Source organism: Mesorhizobium sp. M0601 (genome assembly GCF_040320845.1).
Taxonomy (GTDB): domain Bacteria; phylum Pseudomonadota; class Alphaproteobacteria; order Rhizobiales; family Rhizobiaceae; genus Mesorhizobium.
Genome location: NZ_JAMYQK010000001.1, coordinates 78,458 through 95,342 on the forward strand (window position 1 = coordinate 78,458; position 16,885 = coordinate 95,342).

17 protein-coding genes and 3 pseudogenes are annotated in these 16,885 nt (G+C 60.1%); 8 read left to right on the forward strand and 12 right to left on the reverse strand.

Annotated features, from left to right (window positions below; translation table 11 throughout):
* Complete coding sequence (locus tag NKI41_RS33260; RefSeq protein WP_502893840.1) at positions 1-579, reverse strand: GFA family protein; 579 nt, start codon at positions 577-579, stop codon at positions 1-3.
* Positions 507-872, reverse strand: coding sequence for a VOC family protein (locus NKI41_RS00365; protein ID WP_352680890.1), 366 nt, complete (start codon positions 870-872; stop codon positions 507-509). Before NKI41_RS00365 ends, NKI41_RS33260 begins: the two co-directional genes overlap by 73 nt.
* Positions 873-960: 88 nt before the next feature.
* On the opposite strand from NKI41_RS00365, the gene NKI41_RS00370 reads away from it, so the two are divergent.
* The 3 genes from NKI41_RS00370 (at position 961) to NKI41_RS00380 (ending at position 3,858) form a co-directional block, all read left to right on the forward strand.
* Positions 961-1,617: a TetR/AcrR family transcriptional regulator gene (locus NKI41_RS00370; protein WP_352680892.1), complete on the forward strand. Its 657-nt coding sequence runs from the start codon at positions 961-963 to the stop codon at positions 1,615-1,617.
* 704 nt (positions 1,618-2,321) lie between these two features.
* Complete coding sequence (locus tag NKI41_RS00375) at positions 2,322-2,891, forward strand: TetR/AcrR family transcriptional regulator (protein ID WP_352680894.1); 570 nt, start codon at positions 2,322-2,324, stop codon at positions 2,889-2,891.
* A gap of 49 nt (positions 2,892-2,940) precedes the next feature.
* Positions 2,941-3,858: an oxidoreductase gene (locus NKI41_RS00380; protein ID WP_352502127.1), complete on the forward strand. Its 918-nt coding sequence runs from the start codon at positions 2,941-2,943 to the stop codon at positions 3,856-3,858.
* A gap of 713 nt (positions 3,859-4,571) precedes the next feature.
* Here NKI41_RS00380 and NKI41_RS00385 read toward each other — a convergent pair.
* The 5 genes and pseudogenes from NKI41_RS00385 to NKI41_RS00405 form a co-directional block, all read right to left on the reverse strand.
* Positions 4,572-4,684, reverse strand: a pseudogene (locus NKI41_RS00385) (alpha/beta fold hydrolase); the annotation flags it as partial.
* A 3-nt stretch (positions 4,685-4,687) separates the two neighbouring features.
* Positions 4,688-5,500: pseudogene (locus NKI41_RS00390) on the reverse strand (SDR family NAD(P)-dependent oxidoreductase).
* A gap of 34 nt (positions 5,501-5,534) precedes the next feature.
* The gene (locus NKI41_RS00395; protein ID WP_352450990.1) at positions 5,535-6,041 is read right to left on the reverse strand and encodes an SRPBCC domain-containing protein; all 507 of its coding nucleotides are present in this window, start codon (positions 6,039-6,041) and stop codon (positions 5,535-5,537) included.
* A gap of 3 nt (positions 6,042-6,044) precedes the next feature.
* On the reverse strand, positions 6,045-6,644 hold the full coding sequence (locus NKI41_RS00400) for an NADPH-dependent F420 reductase (RefSeq protein ID WP_352502129.1): 600 nt from the start codon (positions 6,642-6,644) through the stop codon (positions 6,045-6,047).
* Between the two features lie 62 nt (positions 6,645-6,706).
* Positions 6,707-7,441 (reverse strand): SDR family NAD(P)-dependent oxidoreductase, encoded by a 735-nt coding sequence (locus tag NKI41_RS00405; RefSeq protein WP_352680897.1) that lies wholly within the window; start codon positions 7,439-7,441, stop codon positions 6,707-6,709.
* A 276-nt stretch (positions 7,442-7,717) separates the two neighbouring features.
* Here NKI41_RS00405 and NKI41_RS00410 point away from each other — a divergent pair, with 276 nt between their 5' ends.
* From NKI41_RS00410 to NKI41_RS33265, 3 genes and pseudogenes are all read left to right on the forward strand, one after another.
* Entirely contained in the window at positions 7,718-8,614 is an 897-nt protein-coding gene (locus NKI41_RS00410; RefSeq protein ID WP_352680899.1) for a LysR family transcriptional regulator, read from the forward strand.
* 507 nt (positions 8,615-9,121) lie between these two features.
* Positions 9,122-9,709 (forward strand): NAD(P)H-dependent oxidoreductase, encoded by a 588-nt coding sequence (locus NKI41_RS00415; RefSeq protein WP_352502216.1) that lies wholly within the window; start codon positions 9,122-9,124, stop codon positions 9,707-9,709.
* A 96-nt stretch (positions 9,710-9,805) separates the two neighbouring features.
* Positions 9,806-9,970 (forward strand): annotated as a pseudogene (locus NKI41_RS33265) (GMP synthase (glutamine-hydrolyzing)); the annotation flags it as partial.
* 641 nt (positions 9,971-10,611) lie between these two features.
* Here the strand turns inward: NKI41_RS33265 and NKI41_RS00425 are convergent.
* Both NKI41_RS00425 and NKI41_RS00430 read right to left on the reverse strand, forming a co-directional pair.
* Positions 10,612-11,262 (reverse strand): TetR/AcrR family transcriptional regulator, encoded by a 651-nt coding sequence (locus tag NKI41_RS00425; protein ID WP_352680901.1) that lies wholly within the window; start codon positions 11,260-11,262, stop codon positions 10,612-10,614.
* A gap of 101 nt (positions 11,263-11,363) precedes the next feature.
* Entirely contained in the window at positions 11,364-11,552 is a 189-nt protein-coding gene (locus NKI41_RS00430) for a hypothetical protein (protein WP_352542047.1), read from the reverse strand.
* On the opposite strand from NKI41_RS00430, the gene NKI41_RS00435 reads away from it, so the two are divergent.
* Complete coding sequence (locus tag NKI41_RS00435) at positions 11,551-12,444, forward strand: NAD(P)/FAD-dependent oxidoreductase (protein ID WP_352680903.1); 894 nt, start codon at positions 11,551-11,553, stop codon at positions 12,442-12,444. The genes NKI41_RS00430 and NKI41_RS00435 overlap by 2 nt on opposite strands.
* 991 nt (positions 12,445-13,435) lie before the next feature.
* On the opposite strand, the gene NKI41_RS00440 is transcribed toward NKI41_RS00435, so the two are convergent.
* The 3 genes from NKI41_RS00440 to NKI41_RS00450 are packed head-to-tail and all read right to left on the reverse strand — an operon-like array spanning position 13,436 to position 15,844.
* A complete protein-coding gene (locus NKI41_RS00440; protein WP_352680904.1) occupies positions 13,436-13,777 on the reverse strand; it encodes a dihydrofolate reductase family protein in 342 nt (113 codons plus the stop codon).
* Positions 13,777-15,066, reverse strand: a complete 1,290-nt coding sequence (locus NKI41_RS00445; RefSeq protein WP_352680906.1) for a N,N-dimethylformamidase beta subunit family domain-containing protein — start codon at positions 15,064-15,066, stop codon at positions 13,777-13,779. The genes NKI41_RS00440 and NKI41_RS00445 overlap by 1 nt, the downstream gene beginning before the upstream one ends.
* Positions 15,011-15,844: a hypothetical protein gene (locus tag NKI41_RS00450; RefSeq protein WP_352680909.1), complete on the reverse strand. Its 834-nt coding sequence runs from the start codon at positions 15,842-15,844 to the stop codon at positions 15,011-15,013. Before NKI41_RS00450 ends, NKI41_RS00445 begins: the two co-directional genes overlap by 56 nt.
* 198 nt (positions 15,845-16,042) lie before the next feature.
* On the opposite strand from NKI41_RS00450, the gene NKI41_RS00455 reads away from it, so the two are divergent.
* A complete protein-coding gene (locus tag NKI41_RS00455) occupies positions 16,043-16,816 on the forward strand; it encodes an SDR family NAD(P)-dependent oxidoreductase (RefSeq protein ID WP_352451001.1) in 774 nt (257 codons plus the stop codon).
* Positions 16,817-16,885: the final 69 nt, after the last annotated feature.

Sequence of the window (16,885 nt, forward strand, 5' to 3'; positions counted from 1 at the left end):
TTATCGACCTAGCAACATCGCCACGCGCGATGCCAAAAGTTTAACGACGAACCCTAGAGGATAACCCCGGTGGCTCGGCACGTCGTCAGGAATGACATCGCTGTCCGACTTGAACTTCGTGCAAATCCGCAGCTGCAGTGGCGGGAGTTCTCCGTGAAACCGCGCTCTGTATGCCGAGACCCAATGTGGACCTCTATCGAAGTTCATTAACATCGCTGAATTGCAGCACATGGCGATGACCCTATTCGTGGCTGAAGTTTCCTTAAGCTTGTAACCCCTCAGCAATTCGGCCCCCTTGGAGCACTCGATGCGGTCCTTTCGATAGAGGATGTATGCGGTGCCGCCATCGGGATCGCGTATGGCGCCAGCACCTGGCAAAGCTTCGATCTGATCAGCTCCCTTCCGGCAGTCGTCGCAGTAGCAGGCACTGCTCACGATCGGCCTGCCAAAGGCTTTGAGTTCGACGCCACCGCAAGAGCAAGTTGCGGTCATGATAGGTGAGTGCGTCATCTGCTGGTGATCATCATGCGATTGCCCTCGCTGTCCCGAAACTCCGCGATCGTGCGCCCCGGTTGCCATGGCGCGGGGCGCGGTTCTGCTATGATCTCGGCGCCTCGCGATTTGAGTCTCTGAACGGTGACTTCGATTTCGTTGTCAACCAGCACGAGGACGGGCCCCTCAGATGGTGTTTCGTCCTTGCGCCTTAAGAAGTGGAGGGTGGTTTCGGCACCTGGAAATCCGAGTTCGATCCATCGCCACCCATCATTGCCCATTGGCTGATCGGCGACGACGCGGCAGTTCAGGTGATCGCTGTAGAACGCCTTGGCGCGTTCCTGGTCGAACACCGGAAGCTCCGCGAACTGGATGTGCATTGTCGATCTCTCCCCATTGCATCTCGGTCCAAATCAAACTAGACGGTCCAGTACCCGTGAGTCAATCGGCAGCGGACACGCCAGGAGCATGACCACGACGCGTTCAGCAGGTGCTACAGAAGAACTCGAACCGCACGGACGGTCGGCGAAAAAGCGCCGGGCCATCCTCGAGGCGGCGACAGAAGTGTTTCTGCAAAAGGGCTATCTGGCCACCAATATGGACGAGATCGCGGCGCTTGCGGCGGTGTCGAAACAGACCGTCTACAAGAATTTTCCGAACAAGGAGATGCTGTTCGTGGAGATCGTGAGCAGCTTGACCAATCGAGCCAGCGATAGGGTCCACAGTAAAATGCCCGAACTCGCCGAGGGCGAAGATATTGCCGAATATCTTCGGCGCTATGCGTACCGACAGCTTACCACCGTGCTCACGCCGCGCGTCATGCAGCTACGCCGTCTGGTGATCGGTGAGGTCGGCCGCTTCCCGGAACTGGCAAAGGCGCTCTTCGATGGCGGACCCGGGCGCGCAATTGCGGCGATGGCAGTGTTGTTCGAGCGTTTGGCTGATCACGGCCTGCTTGCGATCGATGATCCGGCCGTCGCCGCTTCCCAGTTCAATTGGTTGATTATGGGCGAGCCATTGAACAGGGCCATGCTGTTGGGTGACGAGTCGATTCCGAAACCGGCGAAGCTTCGACGGCACGCCGCGGCCGGCGTACGGGTGTTCCTTGCGTCATACGGCAAGTGAGGCACGCCACGGCGACGAGCGAATGCCGGGCGCAACCGTGCGGACCGCTCGGCCGTGTTTGACGGTCCTTTTTTTGGTCCCCAGTGGGTCGCGGCTTGTTGCGGCGCGGCTGTCGAAAATCGACCGATTGTTGTCGATAGTCGCCGAAACCGAGCCGATCCCGAATCGCCGAAATTCCCTTTTGAAATCAAGAGCGCAGATTTCTGACGGATCGCAGGGTCGGTTCTTTAGGGCGTGCAGAAAAGTTTGTGCTGCCGCGTCAACGCGTTACCATGGCTCAAAACAATCGAGTGGGAGTGACGGGAGCGTAGTTTCGGATACTGCGGGAAACTGTGTCGTAGTGTAGGCGGCTCACACATCTCGATAGATACCGAATAATGTCCGCTTGTGGTGCCGTTCACGCTTTTGGATTGGTCAGGGCTGGGCGTGCCATCACCTGCTCTCATCGAAGTAGGCATGATGATGCCCCGGGACTGCAATCAAGGCCCTGAATCCAATGCATTTCCCTTTCGACAGACATCTCGATCCCCACTGCGTCCCTTATTGAAAAGGCAGCCGCAGCCTCATAGTGTGTGCCCACACAATCTTCATTCGAGCTTGGTCGGTATGGACCGCGAAAGATGCGGGGCTGCATCCCTTGACCAATCTCATGCCATTCTCTATATAATCGAGTATGTACTCACTCAATGTCGTTGGACGGAAATATGGCGCGTCCCCTCAGTGAAGAAAAGCGACAGGCACTGCTCGATGCAGCGGCCAAGTTCGTCGCCAGCCTGGGCACAGGCGCGTCCACGGCCAAGATCGCAAAGGCTGCTGGCGTGTCTGAGGGAACGCTGTTCACTTACTTTCCAACCAAGGACGATCTGCTCAACCAGCTCTTTCTCGAGATCGAGGCCGACTTGGTAGAGATGATGCTGGCGCCATATCCGGCGGACGCCTCCCCCAAAGACCGACTATTCGCGGTCTGGAACCGTCTGATTGACTGGGGACTGGCTCACGCCACGGCGCGCAAGGCCCTTCGTCAGTTGAAGGTGTCGGATCGCGTGACAGCGGAAAGCCGGAACCGGTGTCACGCCATGCAGCGGGATGCGCGGACGATGGTGGAGGAGTGTCTCGCCGGCCATGCCGCGCCTGACAGGATCGCCTTCTACATCGATACCATTCTCTTCGACTTGGCCGACATCAGCATCAACGCGGTCACAGCCAAACCTCAGGAAAGTGACGCCATCCGGCAGGCCGGGTTCGACCTGTTCTGGAAGGGGTCTGCCGCCTGAGTTTTACCCCATAAATGAGTATGTAGTCACTCATAGATAAGAATCGAAAATGTCGAATTGCAAGGGTTTCACCGAAGCTAATGTTCCCAAGCAGACGGGAAAAAGCTTCATCGTCACAGGCGCCAACGCCGGCGTCGGGTTCGAAATCGCGCGGGTGCTTGCCGCCAGGGGCGCGCGCGTCCTGCTTGGCTGCCGCGAGCAGACCAGGGCGCAGGACGCCATCGCGCGGATCAAGCGGATCACGCCGAATGCCGATCTCGTCTGGTTGCCGCTCGACCTCGGTGACCTGGACAGCGTTCGCACCGCAGCCGAGATCGCGGCGAAGGAGCCACGGATCGATGCGCTCATCAACAATGCCGCGATCATGAATCCGCCGCTGACGCGCACGAAGCAGGGGTTCGAATCGCAGTTCGGCGTCAATCATCTCGGCGTGTTCGCGCTCACCTCGCTGCTCCTGCCCAAACTGGCGGAGACGCCGGGATCGCGGGTGGTCGTGACCTCGAGCATCGCGCATCTGAAGGCCAAGATCGACTGGGACGACCTCAACGCCGACAAGAGCTACATCAAGACCGATCGCTACGGCGGCAGCAAATTGGCGAACGCGCTGTTCTTCTTCGAACTGGATCGTCGCCTGCGCGCGCCGAAGTCGCCCGTCACAGCCATCGGCGTTCACCCTGGCGTCGCCAATACAAGTCTTGGCCGCCACATGGGGATTGTCCAGATCGCAGGCCCAATCGTCGGCCTGCTGCTCAATAGCTCCGACAAGGGCGCGTGGCCGGCACTTTTGGCTGCGACCGGCAAGGTGAAGCCCGGAGGCTATTACGGTCCCACCGGCCTTGGCGGAATCCGCGGTGTAGCCGGCGAAGCAAAGCGCGCGCCGCATGCCGAAGATCCCGCGCTTGCGAAGCGGCTCTGGGACGTCTCCATCGCCATGACCGGCATCGATCCAGGCTTGCCGGCCACCTGACTTCACGGCGACACGGTGCGTCAGGCCCTCGTGTAGGCTTGCTCTGGGGCGCGGATTGGACGAGCCTCGCCCGGGCGACGAAACCTTGCTATAAGAGACATGACGGTACTTTTCCGCTGTTAGCGGAGCGGCTCCCAGCCGCTAAAAATCGGCTCTCAGAGGCAATCGACCTCGATAGATGCCGAAACCATGCGAAAAATATTCAGTGAAAAATCTGTTTAAAATCAACAGCGTAGATTTTTGACAGCCCCCATGTCGGCTTATTGTCATCTAAACTGAGAAATTTCGAGCGAAATCAGATGCTTATGGTCCGTCCGAACAATCGAGTGGGAGTGAGGGGGCGTGCGGTAGAGTAGGTTGGAGTACTGTGGGATATATTCGGAAATTGTTGGTCAACGATAGGAGGCGATAGTTCGCGGGCGATTCTGCAAGAACAAGCAGCCGTTTTGCAGGTCGGCGATAGACCTTCGATTATGTGTAGAGATGCTCAAAGGGATCGATCCACCGCGCCGTTCACAGCACATGCTTTGGATTGGGATCGGAGCGCCGATCAATTCCTCGGACAATAGACATTATGTTCCGTGGATTTGTATCATGGTCTAAGCCCCGGGGCGGGACCAACGAGACGAGCACACAGCCGCCGAGCACAGCGGGGACGGCGCCGTAGCTGAATACGTTCTCGTGCCTCGCATAGTTTCAGAGTGCTCCCGCAATGCGTGGACCGTGCGCATGCCGTGCGCCAGATCCCTGTAGGCTTAAGCGTGCCATGCTTCAGCAGCTTGGCCGACAGCGGACCCGAGTTGGCGAACGGCACAATTTGGTCGTCCTGCTACGCGACGAAGCGGACCACGCCACCATCCACCCGCAAAGCCGCGCCGGTGGTCGCCGAAGCCTGCTCCGAGCATGTGTAGATGATCATGTTGGCCACCTCATCGGTGGTCGCGAAGCGGTGGATGAGGCTCGTCGGACGCATCGCCTGCAGGAAGCCCTACTCGGCTTCGTGCTGCGTGATTCCATTTGCGTCAGCCTGTTTCGCCATGAAGTTGCCCAGGATCTCAGAGCGGGTAGGTCCCGGCAGGACGGCGTTGACGGTGACGCCCGTGCCCGCGACCGCCTCGGCAAGCCCGCGTGAGACCGCGAGTTGAGCGGTCTTGGTCATGCCATAGTCGAGCATTTCCTTAGGGATGTTGACTGCGGATTCGCTACTTATGAACACGATGCGGCCCCAGCCTTTCGCCACCATCCGCGGCAGGTAATGACGGCTCGCGCGCACGCCACTCATTACGTTCAACTGGAAGAGGTCAAGCCAGTCCTCATCGGGGATATTTGCGATATCCTCGACGCCGTTGTAGCTCCGGATGTGTGCTGTACCGACGTTGTTCACAAGGATATCGGCGTCAGGCGCATGCGCGATCAAGGCCTTTGCCCCCTCCGCTGTCGCAAGATCAGCGGCGATACCCGAGATGTCGCTGCCGGGGAAGGCCTGCCGCATCTGCCGCACCGCCTCATCGACCCGAGCGTTTCCACGGCCGTTGACGACGACCGATGCACCGGCACGTGCCAACCCCTCCGCCGTCGCGCGGCCGATACCGGCGGTGGATCCGGTAACAATGGCCTTGCGGCCTTTGAGTTCGATATTCATCTCATTCATCTCCAAAATTAAACAGGAAGCGCAATCAATCCACTGTCGTCTTCGCTGTTTCCGCCTCCGCTGCGTGGGCGAGGCTTTCGACCCAGTCTTGGTGATACCGATAGAGTGCGCCGGGATGTTTGCGCCCGAGTTCATCGAGGAAGAAGGGGCCCTGCTGCGTTTCCTCGGTCAGCACATGGCAGCCATGGTCCGTAGGCGTGATGACCCAGCCATGGTATGCGCTTGAGCCGGTCTCGTCGCCATCAACTGTCGTCGCCCATGCGAGCCTGCGAAGGGGCTCGCATTCCGTCACGACCAGACTCATCGGAAATCCAACCGTCACACGGCTGTATCGCGTTCCGAGCGCCAGTTCCGGCTCCCCCGTCAGAATCTTGACCTGATCCTCGGCGGGAAAGTAGCTCGACCAATTCTCGGCTTCGACGAGCAGCTTCCAGACCGCTTCAGGCGGCGCCTTCACGTCAATGTCGTTGAGTGCGTAGATGGCCGACGTTTTCGGATCATATCGCTCGGGCCAAGTCACATGGTCGTACATCGATTACTGCTCCTTCTTGAACAAATCCTGGAAGATGAGCTGGCCCCAAGTGCGGCCGCGCGCGTGCACCAGCGCGCCACCCTCGTTGAGCTTTCCCAGCTTGACGGGTGCGAACCCGAGTTGTTTGGCCAAGGCCGCCACGGGAGCGGTCGCGTCCTCGTCGTCGCTCGACAGAAAGACGACACGGTGCCCGCCCTGGACGATCGGATCGGCAGCCAGAGTGGCCGCACCCAGATGATTGAACCCTTTGACGAGCTTGGCGCCGGTGAACGCCTTCGCGACGAAGGCGGAGGACGGGAGACCGTCCAGCTCTTCAGGCACTGGAAACGCGTTCATCGCGTCGATGACTGTCTTGCCTTCCCAGCTCGGCAGAGCCTTCGCAACCTCGCGATGCTCCCCGAACGGGACTGCCAAGATGATTGTGTCGGCCTCGAGTGCATCCCGCAGCGACTTGGCGACTACCGTGGGTCCAATCGCCCGAGCCTGCGGCGCCAACGCCTCGGGCGGTCGGCGGCTCGCGACGGCCACGTCGATGTTTTTACGGGCGAAGGCGTGGGCGAGGGCCTGGCCTATCTTACCGAATCCTACAATTGCGTAGCTCATGATCTTCTCCGATCCGTGTTGGTATTGATTTCCCCGGCCTTCAACGGCGCTGGGTTAGCGCGTCAGAGTTGCGCAAGACCGCCGTCAACGGCGACCTCGCTGGCAGTCATGAAGCTGCTGTCCGACGACGCGAGAAAGGCCGCCGCCGCCCCGATCTCCGCCGGATCGGCCATGCGCTGGAGCGGAGTCATCGAGGCGAAGACCTTCTGGCCCTCCTCGCCTAGCGCTTCCTTCGCTAGCTCGGTCGCAGTGGCCCCGGGCGACAGCACGTTTACCCGGATGCCGGTGCCCTTTAGGTCCCCCGCCCAGGTCCGCGCGAGGTTGCGCACTGCCGCCTTGCTCGCGCTGTAGGCGCTCATCCCCGGGGCGCCCGTGGTGCCAGCGCTCGATCCGGTCAGGATTATCGAACCGCCCTCGCTCATCAGCGGCAGCGCCTTCTGGATCGTGAAGATCGTACCCTTCACATTGGTGTCGAAGGTTTCGTCAATGTGCTCGGCGGTGATCTCGCCGAGCCGAAGCTGGCTTCCCGCCCCGGCATTGGCAAAGACGATGTCGAGGGTTCCACGCTCGGCCTTCACCGCAGCGTAAAGTCGGTCGAGGTCGGTCAGATCGGAGACCGAGCCCTTCACCGCGCGGGCATTGGGCCCGAGGTCGGCCACAGCGGCGTCGAGCGCTTCCTGCCGACGGCCGAAGATGAAAACGAAGGCGCCCTCCTCGATGAAGCGCTTTGCTGCGGCGCGGCCGATGCCGGTAGCGCCGCCGGTGATGACTGCAACCTTCCCTTCAAGCTTTCCCATGACTTATCCTTCCAGGCCTTCGCCTTTGGTTGTGCGGGGACACCCCCGAGAACCTCGAAATGGGTCCGCCGGCGTCAGTTGTTGAGTGCGGAAGCGCGCACATCGGTGGTGCGAAATCGATCCGGCTGGACGACTGACGCCAGCCGCGACGATCGGCGTCCGCCGTTCGGAATTGAGCCGCGCGCGTCGACATAGGCTATGATGACCGCCCGTACTGCTGTTCGATGTGTTAGATACGGGCTTTGGAAGGCGCACCGCGCGGTGCCGGATTGCACCATGATCGACTGGGATGACGTTCGCTACTTTCTTGCCGTCGCGCGCGGAGGCTCGGTGCGGGCCGCCGCCGAGCGCCTCGGCGTGAACCACTCGACCGTGCTGCGACGTGTCGCCCAGCTCGAGGAACGCCTCGGGGTGCACATGTTCGAAAAGCTGCCTTCGGGCTACCGCCTGACGACTGCGGGCGAGGAGGTCCTCGAGTTCGCGGACCAGATGGAAGTGTCGTCGCACCTGCTGGAGACGCGCGTCTTCGGGCGCGACCAGAGCGTGCGCGGGCTTCTGCGGGTGACGCTGGCACCGCCCCTCGCGACACACCTGCTCATGCCGGACTTCGCCGACTTCGAGCGTCTGCATCCGGACATCGAGATGGAAATCTTGTCGTCCGGCGAGCTGGCAAATCTGACCAACCGAGAGGCCGACGTCGCGATCCGCGTCGTCTACGACCGCAAAACCCTGCCGCTCAATCTTCACGGCCTGAAGGGACCGGAGCTGTTCGGCGGCGTCTATATGTCCTGCGATCGACTAGCCGCGTGGCGTGCGGGCGCACCTGATCCCATCCGGTGGATCGTCATAAGCATTCATGGAATTCCGGAATGGGCCAGCGAGGGTGAGGTTCGCACCACGGCGGTTCCCTTCAGGACCACGGACGCCGAGGCGCAGATCGTTGCTGTACGGCAAGGGCTCGGGATCACGACACTGCCCTGCTTCGTCGGCGATGCCGACCCCCTGCTGGCGAGGGTGCCGGGCACCGACCTGCACATGTACGGAACGCTCTGGCTTCTCACACAGGGGGAGACACGCAAGACGAAGCGCGTACGGCTCTTCACGGAGTTCGTATCCCGCAGGCTCGCCGCGTACGCGCCGCTTCTCGCGGGGCTGTCCATATCGCGCGACTGACGCCTGGCAGGTCGCCGATGGCGCTGTCTCGAGCGGTCGGCGGCCGTCAGAAAGAAATCGACCGATTGATACCGATAGTCGCCAAAACGAGCAAATCGTGGACCGTCGAAATTGGTGTTTGAAATCAAGAGCGCAAATTTCTGACGGATCGCAAGAGGGTTCTTCGTCATGCGCAAAGGATTTGCGATAGCCAAATCAGCGAGTTACCATAGCTATGAACCATCGAGTGGGAATGGGGGGGAGTCTTAGCGAGCTGCCGAGAGCAGAGTGGCGGAAGCGATAATACCCCGGCAGATGTAGGCGATTGTCCTTGCATGGTGGCCCTAGTCCCTCAAGGCGACGAGAAGGGCCATTCTCGGCGTTGAAAAACAATTGCTCTTTGAAGACTGTGGCGCGTACAGCTATTTCGAAATCCCATGATTGGTATGAGAAGCTTTGCCCGAGCACCGCGCCGCACGAATGATGACGCGCAGCGCAACCAAATTGGGGAGGATTCAAAATATTAGTATGCGATGTCTGATTGTCACGGCTCATCCACTCAATCCAAGCCTTTGCCAAACGCTTTCGAACGCAGCTATCGACACCCTGGTGGATGCGAAGCACCAGTGCCGACATGTTGATCTGTATCGATCTGGCTTCTTCCCGGCTCTTACACCGGCGGAGCGTGCGAGCTACTATTCCGGATTCGAGACCACAGAGGTAGCTAAAGAGATTGAGGATCTTCTCTGGGCCGAGACTATCGTCTTGATTTTTCCCACGTGGTGGTTCGGACCTCCAGCTATATTGAAGGGCTGGTTCGACAGGGTATGGGTGCCTGGTATTGCATACGATCACGCAGCCGATCTTGGTGCCATACAACCGCGACTTCACCAGTTAAGGAAGGTGGTTGCAATAACAACTTTGGGCTCACCTTGGTGGGTCGATTGGCTGATCCTCAGGCGGCCAATGCGGCGTGTTCTCAAGACAGCTATTCTGAATACCTGTGCTCCTCAAGCCTCGCTTACGTTCCTTTCATTTTACAAGGTTGAAAGTCTGCCTAGGCAAGGCGTCGATGCTGCGATAAATCGCATTAGATCAATGCTACAGCGTCTATAGCTAAGCCCCGTCACAATGCTCCTTTTCCTTGAAGGGCGCACGTAGAGCAATGCCCGTGGGGACAGCGCGGCTCGTGACCGCTGCCCTTATCGGTATGTACGCGCATCACCATCGGTAGATGGCAGCACTGCGGATATCTACCGTCACGACATGGCATTCCTGGGCGCAGCCGCCACCGGCATCATCAACGAGGTGCGCGGCATCAACCGCGTCGTCTATGACGTGACGAGCAAACCGCCAGGCATAATCGAGTGGGAGTGAGGGAAACGGCGATGATAGGCGGCTCTAGCGTAGAATTTCGCAGAAAATACAATGATTTGCGGGCAGGGCAGACTGCTAGCCAGGGCACCTTATCAATGGAATTGACAAACCTATCAAGTCGATCGTTAAGTTTTATCGGAGCGCCTGGCGCGGCTCGCAGCTTGTAGCAGATCACTCTGACGGTACTTTTGACGGTACTTTTCGTATCCGACAGAGCATTCTAAAAAGTACCGTCATTCGTTTTTGGGATTTGACGGTACTTTTCTGTGCGTCAACGCTTTGAAATATAACGAAAATTGCCCGTAACATGACATTTCTGCGCTGACGGTACTTAGTTATCGACATACATAGTTTCAGCTTTGGCTGCGGTACCGATCGATGTTCCGGACCCGATAGCATATGGTCGGATGGCACCGTCGCATCACCTATCAAATGTTGTCCCGACTGCTGCCGGATCTGCGATGGAGAGAAGCGTCGACCGCATCCAGGCGGGAGCTTGGACCGCGATAGATGCGAGCGTCTTTTTATCGTTGGGAGAAAGATGAGGTGCCGCGATCTGTGCAAGCTCGGCCGCGCGCCGGCCCAATATGACGAAGCGCCTGGATACGGTCCCGGCCAAGCTGCCCGGAGCAATCAAATGCTTATCCGCCCGCGTGGTCGTTGCCACCGTGCGCGGCGATGAACATGGCGACGGCCGACCGGCAATAGGATTCGATTTCGTTGTCGTCTTCTGCTCTCGCCTGATCGAAGCGTGCGATAATCAGGAGATCGGATCCTTTGAAAAGCGCGGCAAACAAGCGGGCGGACCGGAGAGGATCGGGCACGTTCAGAACCGCCTTCGCGTGCAGCTGGCGCAACAGGGCCTCGATTTGGGCGATGACATGGGCGGGGCCGGCTTCGTAATGGAGCTTGCTTAACGACTTTTGATTCGTCTTGTCGGCCATGACCATGGCTTCGACACTGCGGACGTCTGATCTCAACAGCGTGCGAAGCAGTGATGATCCCACCGCCATGAGCTGATCGTCGACCGAACCGTCGACGCCTTCAAGAAGGGCCTGTGGTGCAAACAACTGATGGCAGCCGGCCGCGATGGCCGCGCTGTACAGCGCCTCCTTGTTCTCGAAGTGCCGATAGATGCTGAGCTTGGATATCTTCGCCCGCTGGGCGACCTTGTCCAATGTCGTCGCTTGAAAACCCAATTCCACAAAGAGTTCGCAAGCGGCGTCGAGTATCGTTTGGCCAAGCGCCTCGTTGGCGGGCCGGCCGCGCCGGCCCTGGCTGTTTTCGGTCACGGCAATTCCAGTCCTTGACAGTATCCTAATTCTTGAATTACGATACCATGTAGTTTCCGAAATGTGCAAGCTAGCGGGTGGATTTCAACCTGTCCTCCAAATCAAGTTTCCCCGGGCCGCCCGGCGATATCGAATGCGGCATTGTCCGGCCGGCCAACACAGTGATGGGCGACTTTCTCGCCGATGCCGAAGCCCTGCTCGCTGCCCGTCTCGAGCGCGTATCGCTGGACGATATTTCGCGCCAGGCCCAGCCCACTCCCCTCCATCAACAACACGGAGCCCATCACCATGGATGACGTCATCATCATCGGCGGCAGCTTTGCCGGTCTCGCCGGCGCCCTGCAGCTCGGCCGTGCCCGCCGCAAGGTCACAGTTCTCGATACCGGCCTGCCGCGCAATCGCTTCGCCGGCCACTCGCATGGCCTGCTCGGTCACGATCACAAGCCACCGCTGGACATCCTGGCCGAGGCGCGGCAGCAGCTGGCGCGTTATCCCACGATCAGGCTGGTCAGTGCCCGGGCCGACAGCGTCTCCGGCGCCATCGACGATTTCTCCGTCCTCACTGGCGATGGCGAAAGCCTTGGGGCGCGGCGCCTGATCCTGAGCTATGGCGTCGCCGACCAGATGCCTGATGTTCCGGGCTTTGCCGAAAGCTGGGGCACGTCCATCGTACCCTGCCCCTATTGCGACGGCTTTGAGGCCGCCGGCCAGCATTGGGGCCTCGTCTGGTCCGGCCCGCAGTCGCACAATTATGTCAGGCTGTACCACGATTGGACCGACACGTTGACGCTCTTCGCCGATGGTCACGACATTCCACCCGATATCCGGGCCGATCTGGCGCGCCGCAACATACCTGTCGTCGATGGCCGGATCACCGAGATCGCCCATCACGGGGGCCATATCGCCACCGTCAATCTCGATACCGGCCGCAATGTCGCGGTCGACATCCTGTTCGCCCATCCGCGCAACAAGCCGTCCGCAAGCCTGCATGAATCACTGGGCCTCGCCACGGTCGATACGCCCCTCGGCATCGCCCTCAAGGTCGACGAGCGCCGCGAAACCAGCATGCCCGGCATCTACGCCGCCGGCGACCTCGCCAACCCCCTCATGGCCTCGGTCACCACGGCATCATCGCACGGCGCGATGGCGGGCATCTTCGCCCAGCAGTCGATGCTGGTTTGAGAGCACAGATTCCCTTCTCCGGTTGCCGCGGGCTATCATATTCTGAAGGTTGCGGGCCGGTGCCACGGAACGCGGGGCCCCTCTCCCCTGAGGGCCTTGGCCGCCTGAGCACCGTCATGTGTCCGCCGCTCCGCTAAACACGGGGGCTGCGCGGCGGACACGCCAACGTCAACGCAATGCCACGCCATTTTGCAGAACTTGACGCACACAACTCTCGGAGCGGGTGGGTCTTGAGGTGTCCAGTTTATGCTGCCGGGAGTGTCCAGTTTGCACTGCCAGCGGTATCCAGTTCACCTACAAACGGAGAGGGATGGCGCTTGGATGACGCTGCCGCGGCGGGTCGCGTTGTGGCGCGCTGTGCTATGAAAGTTAGTGACGGTACTTTCTTGGTTCGCTGTGAAACCCACCTGAGTTGCCCAAAGTGGGTCGGGAAAGGCGATCGACTTCGATAGATGCCAAAACCGCACAAAAAATTTTCGTGCTATTTTTCCATTTGAAATCAAGACTGTAACGTTTTGACGGCCCATGGGTCGGCTTCTTGCGCGGCAACGAATAAAAAACCTAGCTATATCAATGGCCTAACTAGATTTAGAACAATCGAGTGGGAATGAGCTCAAATTCGGTCCGACGGACGTTAGGGTGTCGGGTGGGTTGTGATCAGGCGGGGAACGTACGTCACTCTGATCGCGTCCTCGCCAACCCGGTCGCTGGCCACGAGACGCAGCGTTGAAGTGGCGATGGAGCGCCACGCCCGGCATCGGCAGCCCGGGCCCGCCCTCGGCGCCAGCGACATAGCCGTCGAGCGACTGCATCATTCCGAACACAAGCTTCGCCATGCACAGGCTCCTATCGATCGACGACGATCCGAAGGGATCGCATTCATTTATACCTCGCCCTTACTTCGTCGGTTCGTTGGCTGCACACATTCTCTGACCTGTTCACGTTGGCCGGTAAATCTGCGCCACCGCGCCCCCCGGAAAGGCTTTCGAGCTCACCAGCTTGAGAGACATCGGCGCGGCGAGTTCGGAGAACAGCGGCAGGCCTTTGCCCAGCGCCACGGGGCCACCATCAGGGCGAGCTGGTCGACCAGTCCTTGGGCGACGAGACTGCGGGCGAAGCTCACTCCGCCGTGGGCGATGATCGGCTTGCCCTCTTGGGCTTTCAACTTCGCGACTTCCTCCGCCAAGTCACCGCTCGCCACATAGGCCTCCGCCCAACTTTCACCACCGGGCTGCAATTTCGCCGGCTGGTTGCGGCTGAGGCAACAGCCGGTGCACGCCGACTGATTTGATTTCCCAAGACCGGATACGGGTCTTTCCGTAACGGCGCCCATCAGCTTATCGATTTTTCTCGGCCTGGTTCTCCTTTCGTCGCACCGAGGCGGGTAAGCAGATTGAGCGTGATCCTGCCGACATCGTTCATGGCGCCTGCGGCTGGCAGCGCGCCGCACCAGGCAACCGAGCTTGCGGAAAAGATCAAGCCGCCTGCTGCGAGCTTTCGCAGGGTCATTTCGGCGCAGCGGCGGGCGATGCGTTGCTTATCCCCGCCCTCATACCAGCGCGTCGGATCCTGGAAGAAGCTGTCGGGAAATCCCGTCGCCCGCGCGATCACGACGGTGTCAGCGGAAGTGCCGAGGGCTGGATACGTCGCATCCACTTCGTAGCCCGCGGCACCGCCCAGCACCATGCCGTCGGTGCCGAAGGTCGCATTTTCAACGCCTTCGAACAGCCATGCGCATCCTGCTTCATGGCTTTCCTCAGTGCGCGTGAAGGGGCGTGCGCCATCGAAACCCATCAATGAGATTGCACCGCCGATCAGCGAGAATTCGCCTCGGCCGCGGCAGCGGAGATAGCCGCCTGGTTCGTTGGTGATCGACAGCGCCTGTTCGGCGACAGGGCCGTCCCAGGTGCGGCCGGCCTCCAGCGGCGAGCGCCGCAACTCCATCAGGTCGTCCTTGAAAGCCACAGTGGCAGCAAAGCCGTTTCCGCCGAGATAGGCGATGCTGCCGCCTTCGGCTACAAACTGCCGCAGCGCCTGCTCCATCTCGATCGACATATATTCGGGATGACTGCCGGTGACGACGGCTTGATGTCGACGCAAACCGTCTATGCCGCATTCGTGCAAATCGTGATCGGTCATGACGTCAAACACGATTCCATTGTCGTGGCAGAATCGGAGGAAATGCAGATCGACCGGCAAATTGTGTGGGCAGCCGCAGAGCGGATAATCGTAATCGTCCCTGAGCGTCACTTTCGGCTTTTTGTAGGAGCAGATGGAAACACCGCTAAGGTCGGAATGGTAGTCGTAAAGGGATTTCAGATTGTTGGCGATCGCGAAGCGATGTCCCCGGTCGTCGCCTTTCCATTCATAAAGATGATCCGGGAGATATTCGTCCGCATAAGCGAGATAGGTGGCCGTCGGCACGAGATACAACAGCGGCGACGAAACCTGTGAAGAGGTGACGAAGAACACCACGCGTTCGTAGCCACCCTCCCATTCGGCCTGGAACGCGTAGACGCCTGGGTGTGCGTTTTCGGGGATCGTCACGCGGTGCGAGACCGGCCACTCAAGCGGGCCGATGTCGTCGTCGTGGCAATGGATAGCGTCGTAGTGCGACGGCACCAAGCGAGGCTCGAAGCTCGATCCGTCCCAGCGTGCCGAAGTCACGCAGAAGGCTGGCTGATTGATCACGTCGAGGAGCAACGGATCTGCTCCGCCCGACGTCAGGATCGCCTGCGTTGGTAACAGCGTCGGGAAATCCCAGGCAACAGTCCCCTGTGGGGTGTCGAGCCGGATCGCAGCAACATTTCGCGTTGAGGGTAGGTTCGTGGTTGGTGGCGCTTGCGCCGAAATGGATGCCTTGCGCCTGGAGGTTCCGCGCCGGGCCGCCAAAACCTTCATGGAGTTCGTAAGGCGCGAGACGGTCATGGGATTTGATGCGCAGACGCGATTGATCCTGCCGCAGATCCAACTCGACGGTGAGCCACACACCAGTTGGCGCCTTCTTCTCGACAAGGGTTTCGCCGCCGATTTCCACGACAAATGCGCCGTCGCGGAGGCGTAGCCCGAGGGCGCCTGCTTCCAGGATCGTGCGCGCACCTTCGTTGCGCGTGAGGAACAGCTCGAAACGTATGTCGTGGACGGCTTGTACTTTGGCCAGTTCGCCGGCTCGCACGAACAGGAACGACCCTTGGTCGAAATGCCGACGCCGTGCTTCACCTACCGTTTCGATGGGCCAGGCGAGAAATTCCGGAACCGGCTTGTCGAGCCGGCAAATTCGTGTGGCCTTTATCGGCCGGTCGCATGACAGGCTGAGGTTGATCCGCTGGCCTGCTTTGGCACTCCAGGGGGTTGTATAGCCGACCACGCTCATCGCGTCGTGGTTTACTGCGCGCTTCATCTATCCCTCCCGATGAACTCCAGATGGGCTGGGGCGAACCGCGTAGACCGGTCCGATGTCGGCCAATGCGCTGCCGCTCTGACAAGCAGAGTTCCGCATGGCGCACTACGGCCATGATGTACATGCTTGTATAGATAAGCTGCATTCGGATAGTCTCGACGCGATCGGTCCAAGCGCGACATTACCAAGGACGATGACATGCGCAACGCATCTCTCTTCGATCTGTCAGGCAGGAAGGCGCTTGTAACCGGCGCAAGCCGTGGCATCGGGCGCAGCATCGCCGAGGCGCTCAGCGCGGCCGGCGCCGACGTCGCGGTCACAGCGCGCAGCGTGGCCTCGCTCGAGAAGACGATGGCCGCCATCCGCACCGCCGGCGGGGTCGCGCATGCCATCGCCCTGGATGTCACCGATGTCGACCGCTGCCGGGCGGCGACAGCCGAGGCCGGCAGCCTGCTCGGAGGTCTCGATATTCTCGTCAACAATGCGGGGGTGGAAGAGGTCCGGCCTTCACTCGATGTCGACGAGGCCTTGTGGGACCGGATTGTCGATACGAATCTCAAAGGCGCCTTCTTCTGCGCCCAAGCCGCCGCGCGGCAGATGAGAGACGCCGGACGGCCCGGCGTCATTATCAATCTCTGCTCGCTGACCTCCGAGGTTGGGGTTCCCACGGCGGTGCCGTACGGCTCGTCGAAATCAGGCCTCCTCGGCATGACGCGGGCGCTTGCTGCAGAGTGGGCCGATCTCGGAATCCGGGTCAACGCCATTGCGCCTGGCTATTTCAGAACAGCGATGACAGACGTGTTCTACAGCAACGAGGCATGGCAGCAATCGATGCTCGCCAAGATTCCGCAGCGCCGTTTTGGTGATCTCTCGGACCTGCACGGAATCGCGGTGTTCCTCGCTTCGGATGCGGCAGCCTACATAACCGGCCAGTCCATTCCCGTGGATGGAGGCTTTCTCGCATCGATTTGAAGGCTTCAGGGGCCGGAGACGTGTCCCAGAAGTGATCGACAAGCGCTAATCGTAATTGCGTTCTAACAA